This is a genomic window from Methanomicrobium mobile BP, from assembly GCF_000711215.1.
Taxonomy (GTDB): Archaea; Halobacteriota; Methanomicrobia; order Methanomicrobiales; family Methanomicrobiaceae; genus Methanomicrobium; species Methanomicrobium mobile.
In genome coordinates this window covers 394,018-413,600 of sequence record NZ_JOMF01000004.1, presented here as the reverse complement: position 1 = coordinate 413,600, position 19,583 = coordinate 394,018, and the positions used below count along the sequence as shown (strand labels likewise).

20 protein-coding genes, 1 tRNA gene and 1 other RNA gene are annotated in these 19,583 nt (G+C 50.3%); 13 read left to right on the top strand and 9 right to left on the bottom strand.

Annotated elements, in window-relative coordinates:
- Positions 1–607 precede the first annotated feature (607 nt).
- The 3 genes from T502_RS01940 to hxlB form a co-directional block, all read right to left on the bottom strand.
- Entirely contained in the window at positions 608–1,573 is a 966-nt protein-coding gene (locus tag T502_RS01940; protein WP_042705351.1) for a malate dehydrogenase, read from the bottom strand.
- A gap of 236 nt (positions 1,574–1,809) precedes the next feature.
- Positions 1,810–2,125: signal recognition particle sRNA (gene ffs, locus T502_RS08720), an RNA gene on the bottom strand.
- A gap of 129 nt (positions 2,126–2,254) precedes the next feature.
- Positions 2,255–2,869 (bottom strand): 6-phospho-3-hexuloisomerase, encoded by a 615-nt coding sequence (gene hxlB / locus T502_RS01935; RefSeq protein ID WP_042705350.1) that lies wholly within the window; start codon positions 2,867–2,869, stop codon positions 2,255–2,257.
- 320 nt (positions 2,870–3,189) lie between these two features.
- On the opposite strand from hxlB, the gene T502_RS01930 reads away from it, so the two are divergent.
- Both T502_RS01930 and T502_RS01925 read left to right on the top strand, forming a co-directional pair.
- On the top strand, positions 3,190–3,597 hold the full coding sequence (locus tag T502_RS01930) for a hypothetical protein (RefSeq protein WP_042705349.1): 408 nt from the start codon (positions 3,190–3,192) through the stop codon (positions 3,595–3,597).
- Between the two features lie 87 nt (positions 3,598–3,684).
- Entirely contained in the window at positions 3,685–4,362 is a 678-nt protein-coding gene (locus T502_RS01925) for a class I SAM-dependent methyltransferase (protein ID WP_052359021.1), read from the top strand.
- Positions 4,363–4,376: 14 nt separating this feature from the next.
- Here T502_RS01925 and T502_RS01920 read toward each other — a convergent pair whose 3' ends face one another.
- Complete coding sequence (locus T502_RS01920) at positions 4,377–4,754, bottom strand: YigZ family protein (RefSeq protein WP_042705493.1); 378 nt, start codon at positions 4,752–4,754, stop codon at positions 4,377–4,379.
- 1,055 nt (positions 4,755–5,809) lie between these two features.
- Here T502_RS01920 and T502_RS01915 point away from each other — a divergent pair.
- Positions 5,810–5,881: transfer RNA gene (locus T502_RS01915), tRNA-Ile, on the top strand.
- A gap of 126 nt (positions 5,882–6,007) precedes the next feature.
- Here the strand turns inward: T502_RS01915 and T502_RS01910 are convergent.
- Positions 6,008–6,553, bottom strand: coding sequence for a HEAT repeat domain-containing protein (locus tag T502_RS01910; RefSeq protein ID WP_042705348.1), 546 nt, complete (start codon positions 6,551–6,553; stop codon positions 6,008–6,010).
- 144 nt (positions 6,554–6,697) lie between these two features.
- On the opposite strand from T502_RS01910, the gene T502_RS01905 reads away from it, so the two are divergent.
- Together T502_RS01905 and pyrF are read left to right on the top strand one after the other, a co-directional pair.
- Complete coding sequence (locus T502_RS01905; RefSeq protein WP_042705347.1) at positions 6,698–7,636, top strand: deoxyhypusine synthase; 939 nt, start codon at positions 6,698–6,700, stop codon at positions 7,634–7,636.
- A gap of 15 nt (positions 7,637–7,651) precedes the next feature.
- On the top strand, positions 7,652–8,290 hold the full coding sequence (pyrF, locus tag T502_RS01900) for an orotidine-5'-phosphate decarboxylase (RefSeq protein WP_042705346.1): 639 nt from the start codon (positions 7,652–7,654) through the stop codon (positions 8,288–8,290).
- 160 nt (positions 8,291–8,450) lie between these two features.
- On the opposite strand, the gene T502_RS01895 is transcribed toward pyrF, so the two are convergent.
- The gene (locus tag T502_RS01895) at positions 8,451–8,717 is read right to left on the bottom strand and encodes a hypothetical protein (RefSeq protein WP_042705345.1); all 267 of its coding nucleotides are present in this window, start codon (positions 8,715–8,717) and stop codon (positions 8,451–8,453) included.
- Positions 8,718–9,024: 307 nt separating this feature from the next.
- Here T502_RS01895 and nrdD point away from each other — a divergent pair, with 307 nt between their 5' ends.
- Together nrdD and T502_RS01885 are read left to right on the top strand one after the other, a co-directional pair.
- Positions 9,025–9,387, top strand: coding sequence for an anaerobic ribonucleoside-triphosphate reductase (nrdD, locus tag T502_RS01890; protein ID WP_042705344.1), 363 nt, complete (start codon positions 9,025–9,027; stop codon positions 9,385–9,387).
- Between the two features lie 15 nt (positions 9,388–9,402).
- The gene (locus T502_RS01885) at positions 9,403–10,416 is read left to right on the top strand and encodes an adenosylcobinamide amidohydrolase (protein ID WP_042705343.1); all 1,014 of its coding nucleotides are present in this window, start codon (positions 9,403–9,405) and stop codon (positions 10,414–10,416) included.
- Between the two features lie 116 nt (positions 10,417–10,532).
- Here T502_RS01885 and T502_RS01880 read toward each other — a convergent pair whose 3' ends face one another.
- Positions 10,533–10,724, bottom strand: coding sequence for a DUF1858 domain-containing protein (locus tag T502_RS01880; protein ID WP_042705342.1), 192 nt, complete (start codon positions 10,722–10,724; stop codon positions 10,533–10,535).
- A 177-nt stretch (positions 10,725–10,901) separates the two neighbouring features.
- On the opposite strand from T502_RS01880, the gene T502_RS01875 reads away from it, so the two are divergent.
- The 3 genes from T502_RS01875 (at position 10,902) to T502_RS01865 (ending at position 13,581) form a co-directional block, all read left to right on the top strand.
- Positions 10,902–12,179, top strand: coding sequence for a nucleotide-binding protein (locus tag T502_RS01875; protein ID WP_052359019.1), 1,278 nt, complete (start codon positions 10,902–10,904; stop codon positions 12,177–12,179).
- Positions 12,179–12,805 (top strand): nucleic acid-binding protein, encoded by a 627-nt coding sequence (locus tag T502_RS01870; RefSeq protein WP_245597740.1) that lies wholly within the window; start codon positions 12,179–12,181, stop codon positions 12,803–12,805. Before T502_RS01875 ends, T502_RS01870 begins: the two co-directional genes overlap by 1 nt.
- Before the next feature lie 326 nt (positions 12,806–13,131).
- Positions 13,132–13,581 carry a hypothetical protein gene (locus T502_RS01865; RefSeq protein WP_042705341.1) on the top strand — a complete coding sequence of 150 codons (450 nt, stop codon included), beginning with the start codon at positions 13,132–13,134 and terminating at the stop codon, positions 13,579–13,581.
- 179 nt (positions 13,582–13,760) lie between these two features.
- Here T502_RS01865 and T502_RS01860 read toward each other — a convergent pair whose 3' ends face one another.
- Positions 13,761–15,137, bottom strand: a complete 1,377-nt coding sequence (locus T502_RS01860; RefSeq protein ID WP_042705490.1) for a TrpB-like pyridoxal phosphate-dependent enzyme — start codon at positions 15,135–15,137, stop codon at positions 13,761–13,763.
- Positions 15,138–15,646: 509 nt separating this feature from the next.
- On the opposite strand from T502_RS01860, the gene gpmA reads away from it, so the two are divergent.
- Positions 15,647–16,396: a 2,3-diphosphoglycerate-dependent phosphoglycerate mutase gene (gene gpmA / locus T502_RS01855; RefSeq protein WP_042705489.1), complete on the top strand. Its 750-nt coding sequence runs from the start codon at positions 15,647–15,649 to the stop codon at positions 16,394–16,396.
- A 164-nt stretch (positions 16,397–16,560) separates the two neighbouring features.
- Positions 16,561–17,067, top strand: a complete 507-nt coding sequence (locus T502_RS08475) for a protease inhibitor I42 family protein (protein WP_052359016.1) — start codon at positions 16,561–16,563, stop codon at positions 17,065–17,067.
- Positions 17,068–17,175: 108 nt separating this feature from the next.
- Here the strand turns inward: T502_RS08475 and T502_RS01845 are convergent, their stop codons facing one another.
- Positions 17,176–18,549 carry an ArsB/NhaD family transporter gene (locus T502_RS01845; protein ID WP_245597739.1) on the bottom strand — a complete coding sequence of 458 codons (1,374 nt, stop codon included), beginning with the start codon at positions 18,547–18,549 and terminating at the stop codon, positions 17,176–17,178.
- Positions 18,550–18,784: 235 nt separating this feature from the next.
- Between T502_RS01845 and T502_RS01840 the strand changes: the two genes are divergently transcribed.
- The gene (locus T502_RS01840) at positions 18,785–19,504 is read left to right on the top strand and encodes a hypothetical protein (RefSeq protein ID WP_245597738.1); all 720 of its coding nucleotides are present in this window, start codon (positions 18,785–18,787) and stop codon (positions 19,502–19,504) included.
- The last annotated feature ends 79 nt before the right edge of the window (positions 19,505–19,583 follow it).

Genomic DNA, 19,583 nt, shown 5'->3' with positions numbered 1-19,583 from the left:
TTCACATCCAGCTATTCAGATTCAGCTATTCACATTCGGCTATTCACATTCGGTTCTTTTACGGCTGCCCCCATACCGTTATACTCATCCCGTTATCTTCATCCGCGATTCTCGTCCGCCGTTCCTCATCCTGCAATACTCTTCGTCAATGCCCGTCTTCAGTGCTTTTCGTCAGGCACTTTCGGCTATGGTCTTTCGGATACGGTCTTTTGGCTGCGGGCTATGCTCTTTGTGCATCGGTCTAACCTCGCGGTTATACAATACGCCAAGGTGAATTTGGTCCATTTATATACTCTCGCGAGAACTTTCTAATCAGACGACCACTGAGGGAGGCGGTCAGATAAGAAAAAATAAAGTTGCTTGTAAATACGGGATTATCTCCTAAGTAATCCCGAAAATTGTTTAAACCTTCTTCTGTTGCGGGAAAAGATTTTTCTCATTTTAAAAAGTATATCAGTCCTTTAAAGTTTCCGTGTTATATCCGTGTTTAATCCGTGTATTCTCCGTGTATAATCCGTTATTGTCCGTGCTTTATCGTTGAGCATTGCCTGGCACGGAATTTAGAAATTAAAAAAAAAGTATTGTTCTTTTGTATTTGTCTTTAAAATTATTCTTCGGCGGCAATCCGTTCGTCAAGTCCGTTCATGACATCGGCAGTGGCGGCTTTAATCTTCTCGACCGAGATCTTGAACTGGTTGACCTCGTCCTCGCTTATCATAATCGAGACCGGGAATACACCTTTTCTGTTGATGCGGGCGGGCACTCCTATGCTTACGTTTCCGATGCCGTGAACCTCGCTGTTGACGTATGCCGAGACCGAGAGAATCCTGTTCTCGTCGCCGAGCACGGTCTTTACGAGCGTGGCTATTGCGGCGCCCGGTCCGTAGATGGTGGCGCCGCTCTTCTCGATGATGTGTGACCCGGCATTAAGTACCCAGTGGACCATCTCTTCTTTCGGCAGGCTGTCGAATTTCGGCAGATTGCTTATCTGTATACCGCCGATTGTTGTCGCGGACCAGAGCGGCACCATGCTTGCGCCGTGTTCTCCGATGATACGGGTGTGAACCTCCGAGACATGTACCTTGAAGTGGTGCGCGACGAAGGATTTCAGGCGCATCGAGTCAAGGTGTGTTCCCAGACCGAATACGCGGTTCTGCGGGAAACCTGAGTATTTCAGCGCAACCGAGGTCATGACGTCGACGGGGTTGGAGACTACGAAGATTATTGAGTCCGGCGCGTTTTCCGCTATCATCCGGGAGTATTTGGCGATTATGACGGCGTTCTGCTTCGCAAGGTCGAGTCTGTCCTGACCGGCGCGGCGCGGGATTCCCGCCGTTATTATGACGATGTCAGAGCCTTCGAGGTCTTTGGGGTCGCAGCTCCACTGGAGCATTACGTCGCGTCCGAGTGCCGCGAAGTTGTCGATAAAATCCCATTTTGTGCCTTCCAGCACGTCCTCGTTACCTTTTCTTCCGAAGAGAAGCATTTTTTTGACGTAAGGTATTGCCGAGATTGAGTATGCGGCGAATTGACCCACTTTTCCGGAAGCGCCGATGATTGTTACTTTTGCCATTGTCTGATATGTTTTATTTGGAGTTTATTGATAGTGATGGTTTCTAAATGGGTTTATTAATGATGAGCATTTCCTTTTCCCGTTTGAGAACTTTGACACTCATGGAACATATAATATATGTATGATTTATGCGATCAAGGTCATGAATCACAAAGAAATAAGCTGAATTTAGAGAAAAGATCCCTGTTTTCCTTTTAATATCCCTTTAAAATATACGGGAGGCTTGAGCCAAAACAAACGGGACACGCCTGTCGGTGGGAATCGCGTGCCTGAATCCGTTGCATCTTCCCTTCTCCACCCCGCAACCCTGAGGGCACCAGATGTTCACGGTAAGTCTGCTCCCTTCCGGGCCTGAACCGGTCTCCGCGATTCAAAGCGGACAATTCCTTCCGGAATTGAACCAATCTTTTACACTGATCTCTCAGGACGAGGCTTCGCAGTCGGGTTGTATGTTTCAAAAGCAGGTCGCCAAAGCCGCCCGACAGACTTCGTCCCCCGCGTATGACGGTTTCGGGCAACAGGTGACGCCTAACCACCCGGACTAGTCCCGTTAATAAATGGGCTTTCCAAAGATAAAAACGTGTATGACACGACAGGAGTTTACCGGTCATCTGTATAAAAATGTAGTGAGTGTATCGGGTGAATTATGTGCATTAAGTGTATTTAGTGTATTTGGTGTATTTACTGGATATTCGAGAATCTGTCAACGACTTCTTTGATATCGCAGTGTTTTATCTCGATTATCGAGGCGATAAACGCGTCCGCGAAGACGAGTGCGGAGGTCTCGAAGAGTGTTCCGAGCCTCATCAGCGGCATTGAAAGCGATTTGGATTCGCCTTTGAGCTGCCTTATCTCGTAGGTGCTGTCAAGTTCCGCGTTATGCGCTTCCGCCGGAAGACATATCACAAGATCGGATATCGCCGCTATTTTGGACTCAGGATGACCTGTAATCAGGCATACGAGACCGCCTATGCTCTTTGCGGTGACGGCATTGTCTATCATCGTTCTGGTCTCGCCGGAACCCGAGATTATTATGAGCATGTCGTCTTTTCGCATGGCGGGCGTGACGGTTTCGCCGACAACGTAGCTTTCCATGCCCAGATGCATGAGTCTCATTGCGAACGCACGCGCAATCAGACCCGAACGACCGGCGCCTGCCAGATATATTCGCCTTTCCTTCAGGATTTCGGCGGTAAACCTTTCTATGCTCTCATCGGAGATGCGTGCGGCAAGATTGGACAGTTCCGAGGTCATCTGCCCCATGAAGTATTTTACACTCGGCATTGGAAGACTCATGATTATACCCGTGATAGGATATATGCGCAGTAAGTACTTGAATTTAATTTGTCGGGACTGACTCCGTCACATTGACCGTATCCGAAATACCTCGTATTTGTGCCCAATTTTAAAATCGGGATGATTACCGTAACAATCGGGAACCTGCCCGATGAAAATTTCACTTTCGCACCGCGCACGGCTAGTTGATTTATATACCCTAAGTCAATTCTCTTATCAGACAGACAGCGGGGACAAAAGCGCCGGAAAGAGCGAACGAACCCCGCCGGAATAACAGCAAACAATAGCTGAAACAATATGAAAATCGGAGATGAAATAAAATGATAAGAGCGGGATATATCAGGAGAGTCGGTTACCCGGCGCAGGACAGGAACGGAGAGCAGATACAGGTCCTGGAGATCGGACTTTACAACCGAATCTATGTCGTAAGCGTTGCCGAGATAAAGCGGCTTGTCAACATCGGCGGCCAGGCATATGTCTGGACGGTGCGGCAGAACTGGGGACGGTTTCTGGACAATATTGCGGGGACCGCAACGATATCGGGTTCAAAGAAGGCCGTCAATATACGCATGGAGGACGGCAGGATGTTTACGGTCTCAATACTCTCGTTGGGCAGCGTCTTAAAAGGCTACAGCACGTCTTCACCGGTTGCCGAGATAGAGCATCCCACCGTTGCCGCAAAGGTAACTTCGGGCTCATATCAGATGCCGCTTACCGCATGGGTATGATGATTCATTCCTGATTCATATCCTGAATCCCGAATCGAATACCCCTATCCTGTTATTTAATGGGAAGTCCTTACATATTGGTATTATATGCCAGACTATGCCGGAGCGCCGCCCCAAGATACACCGGAACCTTATGATTCATCGGAACCGCGGGAATCCTGGGAGAGGCAGTATAGGAGTTCGGGGAATATCTGGGGTGGAATAGTCGATCTGCCCGAACTGCCCGCGGGCACGAGAGTTCTTGAGGCGGGGTGCGGCAACGGCAAGACTCTTCTGGCAATGCAGGGAAAAGGTCTGGATATCTTCGCATTCGACTTTTCGCGGACTGCCGCCGCACTGGCAAAGAAGAACCTCACCGCAAGGATGAGCGGCGAAGTCCTCATCGCCGATGCCTCGAAGCTCATGTTTGCGGCAGACACCTTCGATGTCGTATTTGCGCGGCACATCATTGGTCATTCATTAAAAGAGGAGCGCTGCACAATCGTATCCGAGTTCTGCCGCGTCCTGAAACGGGGCGGCGTCCTCTATTTCACGGAGTTTGAAGCCGCCGATATGAAAGCCTGCGGCGATGCCGTCCCCGAACCGCGGACATACAGGAAGAAAAACGGAATAATGACTCATTTCTTCACGGAAGACGAAGTCCGCGAACTCTTCTGCGGTCGCGGTTACGAATGCGTATCCCTTCATACTCACAGATGGGATCTGAAAGTCCGCGGCGCCCGCTATCCGCGTGCCGAGTTAAACGGCGTCTTCCGCAAAAAGTGACCGCTCTTTACCTCTCAATCTTTGTTCTGCGCGAGTTTTACCGCCATATCCCCGCTGTCGCGGAAAGCCCGCGTAACCCCCGAAGGTCCGAGTTTAATGCCGCCGAATATCCTTGAAACAATCAGCGCATGCGAATTAAGCCCGTTTACCTCAAGAATGTTGAGAAGCGTCCGTCCCGGGTGCCCCACCTCGCCGTCGTTCTTGAACTCGGACGCGGTCCTGCCGTCGGGCATCGTAAAGAGCATTGCCGAACAGTGATGCGCCGCCTTTTTGTAGAGCTTTTCGTGAATTGCGACGGCATCGGCGTATTCATCCGGAAACTCCAGCAGGTAGAGATGCGCATAGAATCGCGACTTTGAGATCTCGTATTTAACGGCGGCAAGCTCCTGCATATCTTTTTCTCCCCCTTTATCCGTTCCGTGCAAAATCCGTGTAAGTTTAAATGCCGATATCTGTGTAAATATTTCTCTGAAATTTCGTGAATAAAAAAAGATACCTTTCGTGCAGCACACAGATGTATACAGTATGCTTGTTCAAGCATCTGCATCTGCGTTAAGTTAACGATCGATATGCGATTAATTTGCGGTTAATTTGCGGTTAATTTGCGGTTCGTTTTTTAAGTGCTGTAATTTGGTGCTGTAATTAAGTGTTGTAATTTTATGAATACGCTATTTTGCTGTAATTATGGTTGCTATTTTTCCGTTGCTTTTGTATTTCGGAGTTAGTGTGTTAGTGTGTTAGTGTACGTGCGTTGGAATTAATTATGGATGACTGTTTCATGTAACGGTGCGTGAGTTTTACATGAAATATCGGATGTAGTTTGTGTTTTTTACTCTTTGGTATACCTGCAAAAATCCGTGATTTCTGCGTAATATACATTTATCTCTTATTTTTGTCTTTGACGCAGATTCCGAAAAGCTCGAAGAACTCGTCAGGGAGTTTTTTGTCGGAACCGATGCCTCTTATGGATGATCTGTTCATGTTATCACATTTTGCGGTTTTGAAAGTATTACGTTTTAATTAAATCAGATTCTGTTATGACTGCCGTGTAATTTCACAGACGTAAACGGTAAACAGCGCCTTTGCGGCTTATATCCGTTATGTGTTTTGCTTTCTTATCCGTAGGCTTGCTTATCACCTCTCAACTTCGCTGATACATACTATCCCGTTAGGTTTACTTAACTGCGTCCCAAAACTCTCTAAGAAGCGTTTGTTATGGCGAATATGATTCGGCAAATTCTACAAAACCTAACGAAAGTGCGCGTGAGAGCGGCGTTCGCATAAAGCATCTGTCACGCATGCGGAAAATAAATGGAAAGTATCCGAAAATGCCAATCTCAAAATCTTTTTATCTGTTCTATACAAAATATATGTGCACAACCGATTGAATGCCGGTGAGGACAATGCCCCCCATTATCTCATGCGGCGGGTCGGTTGACATCATCTCGGGCCTGTAGCTTAGTGGTGGAGCGCCCGGCTCATAACCGGGCGGCCGTGGGTTCGAACCCCTCCAGGCCCATTTTTTCGGTTTTTACTTCGCGTCTTTGCTTTTCATTTGTTTTCAGGTTTGCTTATCGTTTTCAGGTTTTGGTTTTAGTTTTCGGCTTTACTTTTCAGTTTACTTTTCACCATTACTTTTCATTATTCAGTGAATGCCCCCGAGCCTTCGGATTGCCTCTTTTGCGGCATCCCTGACCTCGTTTGAGCCGTCGTCAAGGAGCGGAATCAGAAGTTCCTTCTTCTCCCAGTAACCCAGCATTCCGAGCGCAAGCGCCGCCCCCGCACGCGTGTGTTCGTCGGCGTCGGCAAGCATGTCGGTGATTTTCGGCAGGATATCGACGCCGGCGATGACCCCTATTGCCTTCGCGGCGCCCCTGCGCACCCATCCGTCATCGGACGAGAGGAGTTTTAGGAGCGGCGCCGTTGCCGAAACATCCCCCAGACGACCGAGAGCGGTCTCCATGACGTAGATTGCGCCGGCATCATCCTCGACCCCTATGCGTTCGATGAGGAGTTCCGCGGCGATTTCCGCATCCGCACCCTGCGCCTCGGCAAGACATTCGGCGGCACGAATGCGGCTTAAGACCGAATCCGAGAATAACTTCGCGGCATAATAGTCAAAGTATGCACTCACGTGATACCCTCTCTGCGCATACACCGATGCCATTGCCGTCTCAAAATCCCTTCTCATCCGCATCTCCCCTATTTACCGCGTTATATATCCGTACTTGCCGCGGTTTTACTCATGTTTTACTCTAATATACTGCTTTTTCTGCAATATGATATTATTATGGTTTATAACCGCAAATAATAGAGGAACAGATAGTGAATATCCATGGATGAATCATTGTTAGGAACGCCTGTAGTGCAGGCACGTGTTAGAGCCGGAATGACCGTAAACGAGCTTGTCGAGCAGTTCGGAAATGCCCGCGCCTATAACGGCGGATCGCTGTGGCGTGCGGTCAATATCTACGAAAATATGCTTCGCGACAAAGAAGCCGTCAAGTTCTTCGGACTTTCGGGGGCAATGGTCCCCGGCGGCATGGGCGGAATCGTCGCCGACCTCATAGACGCGGGTCACATCGATGTCCTTGTCTCCACGGGCGCAAACCTCACCCACGACACCATAGAGGCAATCGGCTGTAAGCACTACCACGGCACCGAGATATGCGACGACGTCAAACTTCGCGAGGAGGAGATCAACAGAATTTTCGATATCTACCTTCCGACGACGGCGTTCATCAAGTTCGAGGAGTTTATGCAGGACGTCTTCTCCCAACTTGAACGCGGTCAGAAATACTCGATTCAGGATGTAACGAACCTCATCGGAAAGAACCTCGACCGCGGTATCCTTGCAACCGCCGCAAAGAAGGATGTCCCCGTCTTCTGCCCCGCACTTCAGGACTCGATGATAGGACTTCAGTACTGGATGTTCAACCAGACCGGCGGCGTCACAATCGACGCTTTCAAGGATATGTCAAAGCTCATGGATATCTGCTTTGCCGCGAAGAAAAGCGGAGCGTTCCTTGTCGGCGGCGGCGTCCCGAAGAACTACATCTTCCAGAGCAGGCTCATGACCCCCGAAGGCTTTGACTACGCGATTCAGCTCACAGGCGACAGACCCGACCTCGGCGGACTTTCGGGTGCGACACTCGACGAGGCAAAATCGTGGGGCAAGCTCACCGAGGATGCCACCTCGCAGACCGTATACGGCGATGCCACAATCAACCTTCCGCTGATTGTCGCCGCAACACTCGAAAGATTACAGAAATAACGAAACCTGAGAAATATGACTGATCTTATACTTGCACTTGATGTTCTTACACGCGATGAGGCTGTTGAGATAGCCGAGAAGACGGCGCCGTATCTTGACGCAATCAAGATAGGATACCCGCTCGTTCTGGGCAGCGGGCTCTCGATTGCACGCGACCTCTCGCATCTCGGGCTGCCGCTTATCGCCGATTTTAAGGTCGCGGATATTCCCAATACCAGCCGGCTTATCGCCGAGCACGTCTTTGAGGCGGGATTTTCGGGGATAATCACGCAGGGCTTTACGGGAAGCGACTCGGTAACGGCATCCGTCGAGGCGGCTCACGATGCCGGGGGCGAATGTTATGTCGTGACCGAGATGAGCCATCCGGGCGCTCTTGAGTTCCTCGGAGGCGAAAACGGCGTAAAACTCGCAAAACTTGCGGTGGACTGCAAGGCTGACGGCATAATCGCGCCCGCGACACGTCCCGAGACCGTGAAGAAGCTCCGCGGCGTTATCGGGAATCTGAAGATTCTCTCACCAGGCGTCGGCGCACAGGGCGGCAGTGCCGAGGAGATAGCGCCGCTCATCGACGGCATGATAGTCGGCAGATCTATTTACACCTCGGACGATCCGCAGGCTGCCGCCGCAAAATACGCATTCGTGCGCAAACTCTGACCCGCATGATGCCTATGATGCCGATGATGAGATGACCCGTTCTGATGCGGTTCGCATATGATGAGCCCTATGAGTCACCTGAGGCATTATCATGCCGCATCGGCTGAAAAACGAAAAAATATGAAATAGGTGAAAACGGTGATCTGCGGATTTTGCGGGTTCAGACCTCGCCGCCGCCTCTCTGCATCGTCATCTTATATTTTTTGACGAGCGCAAATCCGAATTCTTCTTCTTTATCCTTCGGATAGGCAATGCCTGCTCTTTTGATCTCGTTTATGAGCAGTTCCTTTAAGACCTCGCGCGAGGAAGCGCCGCGTTGGTAGACGGCGTAAAATATCATGTCCATTCCGGGAATATCGTATCTTTCGCCGTCGAAGACGATTCCGGTCATGTCTTCGTTGAAGTCAACGGGTGTGTCTTTTGGCATTTATAGTAATTGACTTTTCAAAGGTGTAAAGCTATTCTATTTTGCCCCGTAACTGCCATTATGCTCATGTGACTGCCGTTGTGCTCCTGTAACTGCTGTCCCCGCCCACCCGCCCCGACACTCTCAGGTTGCGAGGTTCTATGTTTCTCCGATTGCGAAGGGTTGTGATGACGGTGAGAAATGCGGACAATTGTTTCGGAGCGATAAAAATGTATAACGGAGATCATAACCATTGTGCCGCAAAAATGCCGCGGAAGGATATGTTATATGGGATACTTTTAAAGCCTAGAGTCACTACATTAAATGTATGATTTGGACAGAGGAACAGCTCGAACTTGCAAAGAAATACAAGTCTTTGGAGGATATTCCCGTAGAAGAACGCAGATACAAGTGCCACACATGTAATCATGTCGTCGACGAGACGCCCTGCCCGTGCTGCGGCGAGACCGAGCTTGAGATTATGTGCCCGCTCGACCACTGCCACTGTCAGCACTCCATTGTCGAGAAGATTGAGTATTGTCCGCTCTGCGGTCAGCCGATCTGTCCCGAATGCGGTTCGCACGACGTTTCACAGGTGTCCCGCGTCACAGGCTACCTTGCCGATGTTGCCGGCTGGAATCAGGGCAAACAGCAGGAACTCAAAGACCGCGCCAGATACAACGTGGCATAGATTTCATAACGTGTCATGAGATACACGGTAAAACAAAACACTCTTTTTATTCGCGGCAATTTCAGAGCGGCAAGCACGGGTGTCGGCGGCGGCATCGGCAATGTCGCAACGGTATTCAATCATACGGTGCCGATGGACTTCAACCACGACAATCCGCAAAATTATCTGAATTCGGTCGCAAAGGACGCCGGATTCGGCGACGATTTTTACGGGCTGCTGACCGCGGTCTCGATGAAGAATCTCTGCATCTTTACCTACGGCTATATCACGGTCTTTGTCACGGCGGGCGCGGGCAATCCGAATCCCGATGTCCCAGAGATTCCGGCGTCTTCGCGTCCGCGGTCAAAGCCGGAGTCCGAGAGGTATACGCCGCATACGATAAACATCATTGTTCATTCGAGAGAGCTTTTTACGGATTCGGCGCTCCTTGAGACGATTATTACGGCAACGGAGGCAAAAGCGGATGCATTGAGCAGTCTGGGGCGCGATTATTTCGGGACAACGACCGATGAGGTTGTTGTCATCTGCGACCGCGCCGACGATGAATCCGCAAATACTCCCGCAGATACAGCTGTAGGGGGCGGCGTTGCCGCAGGCGTCCGCGTGCACGAATATGCGGGGACCCTTACGGACTGCGGCTCTAAGGTTTATCTCTGCGTCAAAAACGGCGTTATCGAAGCCCTCAAGCGTCACGAGGGCGATGTCTCCGCTAAAGAGCCGTCTTTCTTCGTTGTCAGCACCATGAGCGGTCTTAGCATAACGGAATGGAGACCCTATTGCGAATTTTATCCCTGCCATTTCAGGGGTCAGTCCTGCAAACTCTGTTACTGTCCGTTCTACCCCTGCGGCGACGAAGAGCTGGGCGACCTGATAACCTCATCGGACGGCAGTCCCGTTTGGTCGTGCAAGCGCTGTCTTTTAAATCATTACAAAGAGGTTGCGAACTTCATTCTTGACGATACCGATGTCGCGGTCGCGGATGCAAAGGCGTTTGCGAAGGCACGCAATCTGCGGCTGACCGAGAAATAGACCTATTGGCGAAAATTCCGAATGTACAACTCCCTAAAAGCACAAAACGCTGAAAATCCGCCAGAATGCTGAAAAATCGATAAAATACTGAAAATTTGAAAAATATATTTTGGAATTTACTGCTTGATGCCTAAAGCATCGAGAAGCTCGTCAAGGGGTATGCCGTGACCGGCTGCCGCCTGTCTGATTGTCTCGCCGCTTGCAAGTGCACAACCTACGCAGCCCATGCCGAATCTCATGAGAATCTCGGCTGAACGCGGGTTTTCCTGAAGCAATTCAGATAATGGACTGTCTGCTGTTAATGTCATATCTGATTTAGTATGCATTATTTTTACTTAAATGTATAGATATCGTGCCCTTCAGCCGCGGCTTCGGAACAACATGCTTAGGAAGAACATACTTCGAAACAACATTTCACTTTCGGACCGCGGGGTCATGGTTTTTATTCTATACAGTACTTAGTACTAATTGGAGATGTGAAATTAATGGAAATCGATCCACAGATAGTAGAAAGAATCTCCCGGAAAGTAAGTGATATGGGCGGCGTTGCCAACGAAGCAAAAATCCGTTCCAAGTTAAACCTGTTGATCAACGATCTCAGTATTCCGGCAGATGAAGCCGAGCGCATGGTTACCGGCGAGAGCCTTAAAGAAGTTTTGAAGAACTCCGCATCGGGCAGTCAGAATGCCGAATTCGGAAAGATCGCCGATGCAAACCCCGGCGACTGGGTAAATATCGTGGGAAAGGTTGTCTCGCTCTCGACACCGGTGTCGCCCGCGATGTCTCAGACGGGTATCATTGCCGACGATTCCGGGGCAATACGCTTTGTTGTCTGGGCAAAGGCAAATGCGCCGACTCTCGAACTCGGTTCATGGTATCGTCTCGAGTCGGCAACCGTGGATGAGTATCGCGGTTCGCCGAGCATGAAGATTCATTCGGGAACGAAGATTGAGGAGGTCGACGAGGTCTGCACCCTTATCCCGCAGCCAGTGCCGATTTCGGGGATTAAGCCCGGCATTGCCACCGTGCGCGTAAAGGTTGTTCAGAACTGGGAACCGCGGCATGACAGGATGATGCAGACGGGAATGGTCGGCGATGAGACAGGCAGTGTCAAATTCGTGACATGGAAGGATGACAGCAGCACCGCTGTCGAGGAAGGCAAAGTATACACGATATATTATGCCGGCGTCGACGAATATCAGGGACGACTTTCCCTTAATTTCACGGGCGCCACCATACTTGAGGAAGAGGGCGCTTCTCTTGATGTTGCCGACGGAAGCACAACGCTCTTCGGCGCATTTCTGAATATGGGTCCGGGTTCGGGGGTAATCAAGCGCTGTCCGGTCGAGGGGTGCACCCGCGTGCTGAACAGGCAGAACTACTGCCCCGATCACGAGGTGCAGACGGATTTCAGATATGATCTGAGAGTGACGGGGGTGTTGGACGACGGCGTCAGCGCAAGGAACATTCTGATGCAGAGAGAGGTCGTGGAGGCGGTCACCGGCATTACACTCGACAAGGCGGTCGAGATTGTGCAGTCAAGCCCGCTGGGACTCGACGATGTCGTCGATAAACTCAAAGAGGTTATGATGGGCAGATATTTCAGGTGCAGGGGAAGCAACCTTGACGGCACTGTCCTCGTCTCGAGCTGCGAGTTCGTGGACTACGACTCGGAGAAGCATGCGGCGCTGATAAACCGCGCTTCTGAATCCGTGGAAGTCCTGCAATCGGCAGCATCGGACAATCAGGGAGGTAAGGACTGATGACCGACGATAATTTCGGAAATAACGCCGGTTCAAACGGCTCGGGATCGAGAAACGGCGCACAGAACGGAAAGAAGTTCATACGCGAGCCCGCAAAGCGTGTTTTTGCCGCCGAACTCCGTGAGACCAGATTGCAGTTCAAGGACGGCAGCGACGAGAAAAGCCCCGTATATGTCATACTTCCGACGGGAGAGCGCTGCAACAGGATATTTTTCTGCGGTCAGATGACTCAGAAGGAGAAGAAAGGCGACGATACGCCGTTTTACACCGCACGTGTCTCGGATCCGACGGGTATCTTCTTCATTAATGCGGGAAGCTACCAGCAGGAAGCGATGGCAAAGATCTCAAGGATCGAGCCGGGCACCTATGTCTCGGTCATAGGCAAGCCCGTTGTCCGAACAACGCCGGACGGCTCGGTCTTTGTCTCGGTAAGGGTCGAGAATATCTCCGAGACCGATATCGATACGGCAAAGATCTGGGTCGACGATGCGGCACAAGCGACTCTGGATCGCATAGCTGTATTCGGAAAGACCGACGATTCTCTCAAGGCGGATGAGTTTTACGGCACAAATCTCGATGTGTATAAGCAGGCGGCATATAACGCCCTCATCAAGACCGAGATGTAAAGGTCGTAGTAAAGGTCGTAGAAACTGTAACCCCAATAAAGTCCAAAAGATTTCATAAAAAATCCAAAAGCATCAAAAATAATCCAAAGGAACCCAAAAGAAAATGGCGGTGCGGTCGAAAAAAACCCGTATTCTCCGCCGTCTTTTTTTGAAATTCATAATGCCCCCGGATGATTTGCATCGCATTTTCGGGGCATCGTCAAAAACTGTCAGTATCAGCAATATTTTTTATATTCAAATTTAAAGTAATTTCAATACTGACTGCATTGACCTGATTTCGGATTAATTATTCAAAATCCGTCACTGCCCTGTGTGATGAATCGGAAATGGTATCCCGTCGTGAGATTGAGAATAAAAAAGCGGTATTGGCACGTTACCTTGGGGTATCGCCGGATAAGATAACCGAATCGAAAGGCACGCTCTACTCATTCAAGGCATTCTATCACGGTCCGAACGTCGCGTATCTGGTTCTTACCGACATCGAGGCAAACGTCGCCGCAAGACGGGCAGTGCGGTCTCGGTTATGGCTCATCTCGATGGAATCCGTCTTTGAGTATTTCGGCATCGACGCCTATCCCGCGGATGCTCTCAACAAGATCTCTCACGAAGAGATAAAGAAGATAAATCATGACCTTTCCGTGCTCTTCGAGAAGAGCTGCGGTACGGATGTTCTCGCCGAAAAGATGCTGAAACTCGGAAACCGCGCCAACATCCTCGCCGATTTCGATCAGAAAGAGAGACCATTCGAGAATTATTTCATATACAGGCTTTTCTGAGCGGTTTTTCGCCGCCGAAAAGAGGATTCAGACGGGTGCGGACCGATGTTTCACGTGAAACCTTTCGGACCGCATCCCGTTTCTGTTTTAATTTGGGTTCCTATTTGGTTCTTTTTTTGGTTTTGAGTTCTGTTCCGATTTCTGTCCTGATTTCGGTTATGATTCTATTTATGCCCGGTTTATGCGTCCACTTTAGGAAGTTTCGCGACCGATGCCGCGATATCCGCGTCTGTCGGAATATCGTCGGTCATTTTGCCGTCATTATACATCTGATATGCGACAAGGTCGAAGTAACCCGTTCCCGTGAGTCCGAATACGATGTTCTTCTCCTCGCCTGTCTTCTTGCATTTGAGTGCCTCGTCGATGGCGGTCCTGATTGCGTGTGAGCTCTCCGGCGCCGGCAGGATACCTTCCGTGCGTGCGAACTGCACCGCCGCTTCGAATACCGAGGTCTGTTCGACGGCGACGGCTTCCATATATCCGTCATGGTAGAGTTGCGAGAGAATGGTGCTCATTCCGTGGAATCTGAGACCACCCGCATGATTCGCCGACGGGATGAAACTGCTTCCGAGAGTATACATCTTGGCGAGCGGGCATATCATACCCGTATCGGCGAAGTCGTAGGCGAAGGTGCCGCGGGTAAAGCTCGGGCACGATGCCGGTTCTACGGCGATAATGCGGTAATCGGCTTCTCCTCTCAGTTTTTCTCTCATGAACGGCGCTATAAGACCGCCGAGGTTCGAGCCTCCGCCCGCACAGCCGATGATGATATCGGGCTTGATGTCGTATTTGTCCAGCGCCGTCTTGGTCTCGAGACCGATGATTGACTGGTGGAGCAGGACCTGATTGAGAACGCTTCCGAGGACATATCTGTAACCCGGGTTCTTGACCGCGACCTCGACAGCCTCCGAGATTGCGCAGCCGAGACTTCCCGTCGTTCCCGGGTGCTCCGCAAGAATCTTCTTTCCGACGTCGGTTGCCTCCGAGGGCGAAGGGACCACGGATGCGCCGTAGGTCCTCATGACCTCTCTTCTGAACGGTTTCTGTTCGTAGGAGACTTTGACCATGAAAACTTTACAGTCGAGGTTTAAGTATGCACATGCCATTGAAAGAGCAGTACCCCACTGACCCGCGCCCGTCTCCGTTGTAACACCCTTAAGTCCCTGCTTCTTTGCGTAATACGCCTGAGCGATGGCAGAGTTAAGTTTGTGTGATCCGCTTGTGTTGTTGCCCTCAAACTTGTAGTAGATTTTTGCGGGCGTGTCCAGCGCTTCTTCAAGGCAGTATGCTCTAACGAGCGGCGACGGTCTGTACATCTTGTAGAAGTCGCGAATTTCCTTCGGGATCTCGATGAACGGCGTTGTGTCGTCGAGTTCCTGTTTTACGAGTTCCTCACAGAATATCGGTGTGAGTTCCTCGGCCTTGAGCGGCTTGCCGGTGGCGGGGTTGAGAAGCGGAGAGGGTTTGGTTTTCATATCCGCTCTCAGATTATACCAGTGTGTCGGCATCTCGTCTTCATTGAGATAGATTTTGTAAGGTATTTTGCTGTCTTTCATATATTTCATCCTGCAATTGTGCAGCAATTCAGTTTTGCGGAATTCAGCATTTATATATTTCGGAGATCGCGATTATTTTTCGGGGTAAATTGTCCTTTGCAGTCAAACTTGGCGCAGTGTATTTATCGGTTAAGGACAGTGTCGCGGAATAATTTAATTCATCAAAGTATATTTTTGTACATAGTGCCGCAGTTGAGAACATATTTTGCATGCCCGATTTGACTTCCGTTTCCCTGCCTGCCTGTCGCCGGTAACGTGAAAATATGAAAGTTGAAAATATGAATGTTAAACAGTTGAATTTATAGGGTAGGAGGCAATTCTTTTGTAAGCAATACGGAAGCGATATCATGAATAAATTGACATGTCTGACGGCAGTCGCGGCTTTGCTCATCGCATTTGTCGCATTTGCGGGATGCACGGGCACGGACACCGTGAAGACGGCAGCACCTTCAGACGCCCCGACCGCCCCGACCGCCACGAATGTGCAGCCCGATTGGGATACGGCAAAAATCCACAAGGTAGTTTTACTTCGCCACGGCGAGAGCCAATGGAATAAAGAGAACAGATTCACGGGCTGGACCGACGTCGACATCTCCGAACAGGGAATAAAAGAGGCGCACAGTGCCGGCGCTCTCCTTTCAAGGGAAGGATATACCTTTGATGCGGCATATACCTCGGTCTTAAAGCGTGCGATACGCACACTCTGGATTGCGCTTGACGAGATGAACCTCATGTGGATACCCGTCACCTGCTCATGGAAACTCAACGAGAGGCATTACGGGGCGCTTCAGGGTCTTAACAAGGCGGAGACCGCCGCCGAATACGGCGACGAGCAGGTATTTGTCTGGAGAAGGGGCTATGCGGTCGCACCGCCGGCGCTCACCCCCGAAGACGAGAGAAATCCCGCAAATGACCCGCGATATTCTTCGATTCCGAAGGAGGAACTGCCGCTGACCGAAAGCCTGAAGGACACGGTCGCAAGGGTAAAGCCATACTGGGAGAACGAGATATGCCCGCAGATTAAATCCGGCAAAAAAATCCTCATAGTCGCTCACGGAAACAGCTTAAGGGCGCTCGTTAAAATCCTCGACAATGTCTCGGACGATGAGATATCGCAGGTGAACATACCCACGGCATCTCCGCTGGTCTACGAGCTCGACGAGAACCTGAAACCGATAAGGCATTACTATCTGGGCGATAAGGACGAGATTGAAGCCGCGATGGAAGCGGTCGCAAAACAGGGCACGGCAAAGAATTAAGCCGACCGATTAATTTTCAAATAATTTTTCCCGCAATTATCGTTTTTTTTGAGTTTTGCCGATTGCGCCGGACAGTTCCGTATGACTGTGAAAAAAATCAAAGTTAAAGAGTTGTATTTATAGGATTAATGACTAATTTTTTCTGCAATTAATAAGGTGATAACATGAACAAATACACATGTCTGGCGGCAGTTGCCGCTTTACTTATTGCGTGCGTCACATTTGCGGGATGCACGGGCACGGACACCGTGAAGACGACGACACCTTCAACCGCACCTACGGAAGTAGCAACCGCAGCGGCAACCGAAGTGCCGACAGCCGCACCTTCGGCTGCACCGACGGCGACAGGTAAAGATACACCGGCACTTTCCCTGACGAAAGACGATAACGGCTCGGAGAATACCGTCTCCAAAGGCGAGATCGTAAAGATTACACTCGCCGAGAACCCGACAACGGGCTACACATGGCAGCTTGACACAACGGGCTTTGAAGTAGTCAGCGACGAATACGTACCTCCGAACACCGCCCTTGTCGGTGCCGGCGGCGAGCATGTCTGGGAGCTTAAGGCCGTCAACACGGGAACCTACAAGCTCAACGGCATCTACAAGCGCTCATGGGAACAGCAGACCGCCGATGACACGACCTGGTCTGCCACGGTCATCGTGAAATAATCCCAAAATATTCTTTTTTATCGGTTTAGCGTCAATTTTAGGGAATCGTCATTCCCGTGAATCCTTCATGCATATCCTTTATGCGTTACTCCTTCATGCACCAATCAGTCATGCGCCGATAATCCAGAACCACAGCAGGAAGACGGTGGACTGCGCAATCGTGAGCGGAATGCCCACTCTTGCGAAGTTAAGGAAACCGATTGTGCTGCCGTATCTCTCGGCATTCTGTATGATTATCAGATTCGAGGCGGCGCCGAATATCAGGAGATTGCCGGCGAGGGTGCTTCCCGCCGCCAGTGCCATGTAGACCGCGGCATTCGCACCCGAATCCGCCATGAGCGGCAGGAAGAGCGCAACGAAAGGCACATTCGAGACAAACTGGCTGACCGTAATTCCCAAGCCGTATATCACGGATGCCGATGTGAAGAGCGACCCGGCATCCGCCGTTCCGAGATTCAGAATGCTCTGGATAAATCCGCTGTCCCATGCACTCCGCATGAGGACGAACATGGCGGCGAAGAATATTATCGTTCCCCAGTCTATCCCTTTTACTATCTCAAAGCGGCATTTGGAGAACAGAATGACGGGGAGTGCGGCGGCGACCGCTATCATCGGAAGCTGGATGAGCGAGGAGTTATTGAAGAAGCTTGCCGCTCCCTTAAGGAGTATCATGAGCACGAGAACGCCGAGCGAGATCTCGGCAATCTTCGCAAGTCTGCCGTCGGCGACAACCGCAACTTCCGAAGTTTCTGTCGAATCCGGATTCGTCTTTTCCGTCGCGGTGAGGCTTTTGCGGACGGCGGAAAAATCCGGGTAAAAGAGCTTTAATATCGGATATATGAGGAGAAGGGAGATCAGCGTCGGCACTATGAGGTAGGCGCCGAAGACGAGAAAAGGATTCGCGGAGGCTGAAAGACCGCCGAATGCCGCAGAGCCGGCAAAGCCCTCGGATAATGCGATGAGAAGATTCTGCGGATTGCCGACGGGGCTTAGGACACTGCCGGTCGTAACCGAGAATGCGAGCGTGATAAGAAGAATCTCCTCGGGGATATTCATCTTTTTCGAGAGCGAGACCGCAAAGAGCGTTCCGATTATTGCCACGGTATCGTTCATGAGAAATGCCGATAGGAAACCCGCCGCGGCAATGAAAACAAGGAAAAACCCTCTCTCACTCCGCGGATTTGCAAAAAATCTCTCGATATACGGGTTTAAAGCGCCGCTCTCCGAGAGTGCCCTGCCGACAATGAACGCTCCCGCAAGAAAAATTATGACATCGTAATTTATTGCACGGATTGCGTCGGGAACCGAGATCTGCCCCGTTATGAGCACTGCCAGCGCTCCGCAAAGCATGATATGCCATATCTTAATCCCGTTGCGCATGAAACTTCGGGCGGATATGAGCACGAGAACCGCTATAAGTACAAGTATTGAGATCTGCGTAGATGAGAGATTAGCAGTTAATATGTGATATATCATTCCCATACGGTCGCATAAGGTCACATACGTGCCTCATACGGTCACATAGTTCAATACGGTCATACGGTCTCGGATGGTCTCATGCCGTCTCATGCACACCCATACGGAATTCTGCAACGGGTATCTGCGGATCATAAACTGAAAAAGTACAAGAAATATTTAATTATTCAAAAATTAATCTCTCATTATGTCAATAAATAGCAGAGCATCCCTTTGGATATTCGCATTAATCGTATCAGTTATGCTCTTGTGCATACCGGCATCCGCCGTAAATGCGGACGTAACCGGCGAAAAACTGCTCAATTCGCAGGATGAAGGTGTTGTTGTAAATTATCAGGTAGTTGTCAGCGGTATTCCCAAACAGGCATCTGTTATTGAGATGAACACCGATCTGATTCCGGTTTCGGAAACGACTCTCTGGACGGTCGAGACAGAGGGTATTACTCTCGTTGACGGCGACAATTCCGTCAACAATCAGATCTTAAGACTCAATGCCGAAGGGGGACTGCCCGAGTCCGTTAAGGTAAGCGTCTCGGGACGTGTGCCCGTTCTCACATCCATTGAGGTAGTGGACGGCGTTGTCGTAACAACGAGGCAGACTCAGAAGACGGGATACATTTACTACAGTGTAAAGGCGCTTGACGCAAACGGCAACATGGTCGGTCAGGCATCGACCGAGACATTCTCGGTCACAATCCCGGGAGAAGCGCAGTTTATGTCGCGTGTGAACGCAATCACGGATACAAATCTGAGAGTCCTCGCACAGGACCTCTACTCCAAGGGTCTTACCGATGAGGCAAACGAAGTCCTCAAATACGCCGAACTTCCGAAGGAGTCAACGATGCCGTTCATGACGGCAATCATTATCGGAATAGTTCTTCTCGTCATCGGTTTTGCCGTCGGAATGTTCCTGGGCGGAATCCGCGCAAAGAACATGCAGGACTATCAGAGTGAATATTGAAATTGAAACGGAATTTAAAAAACCCGTTGCGGAATAATCGGAATATAACCAAATAAGCAAATAAGCAAAAACGGAGCAA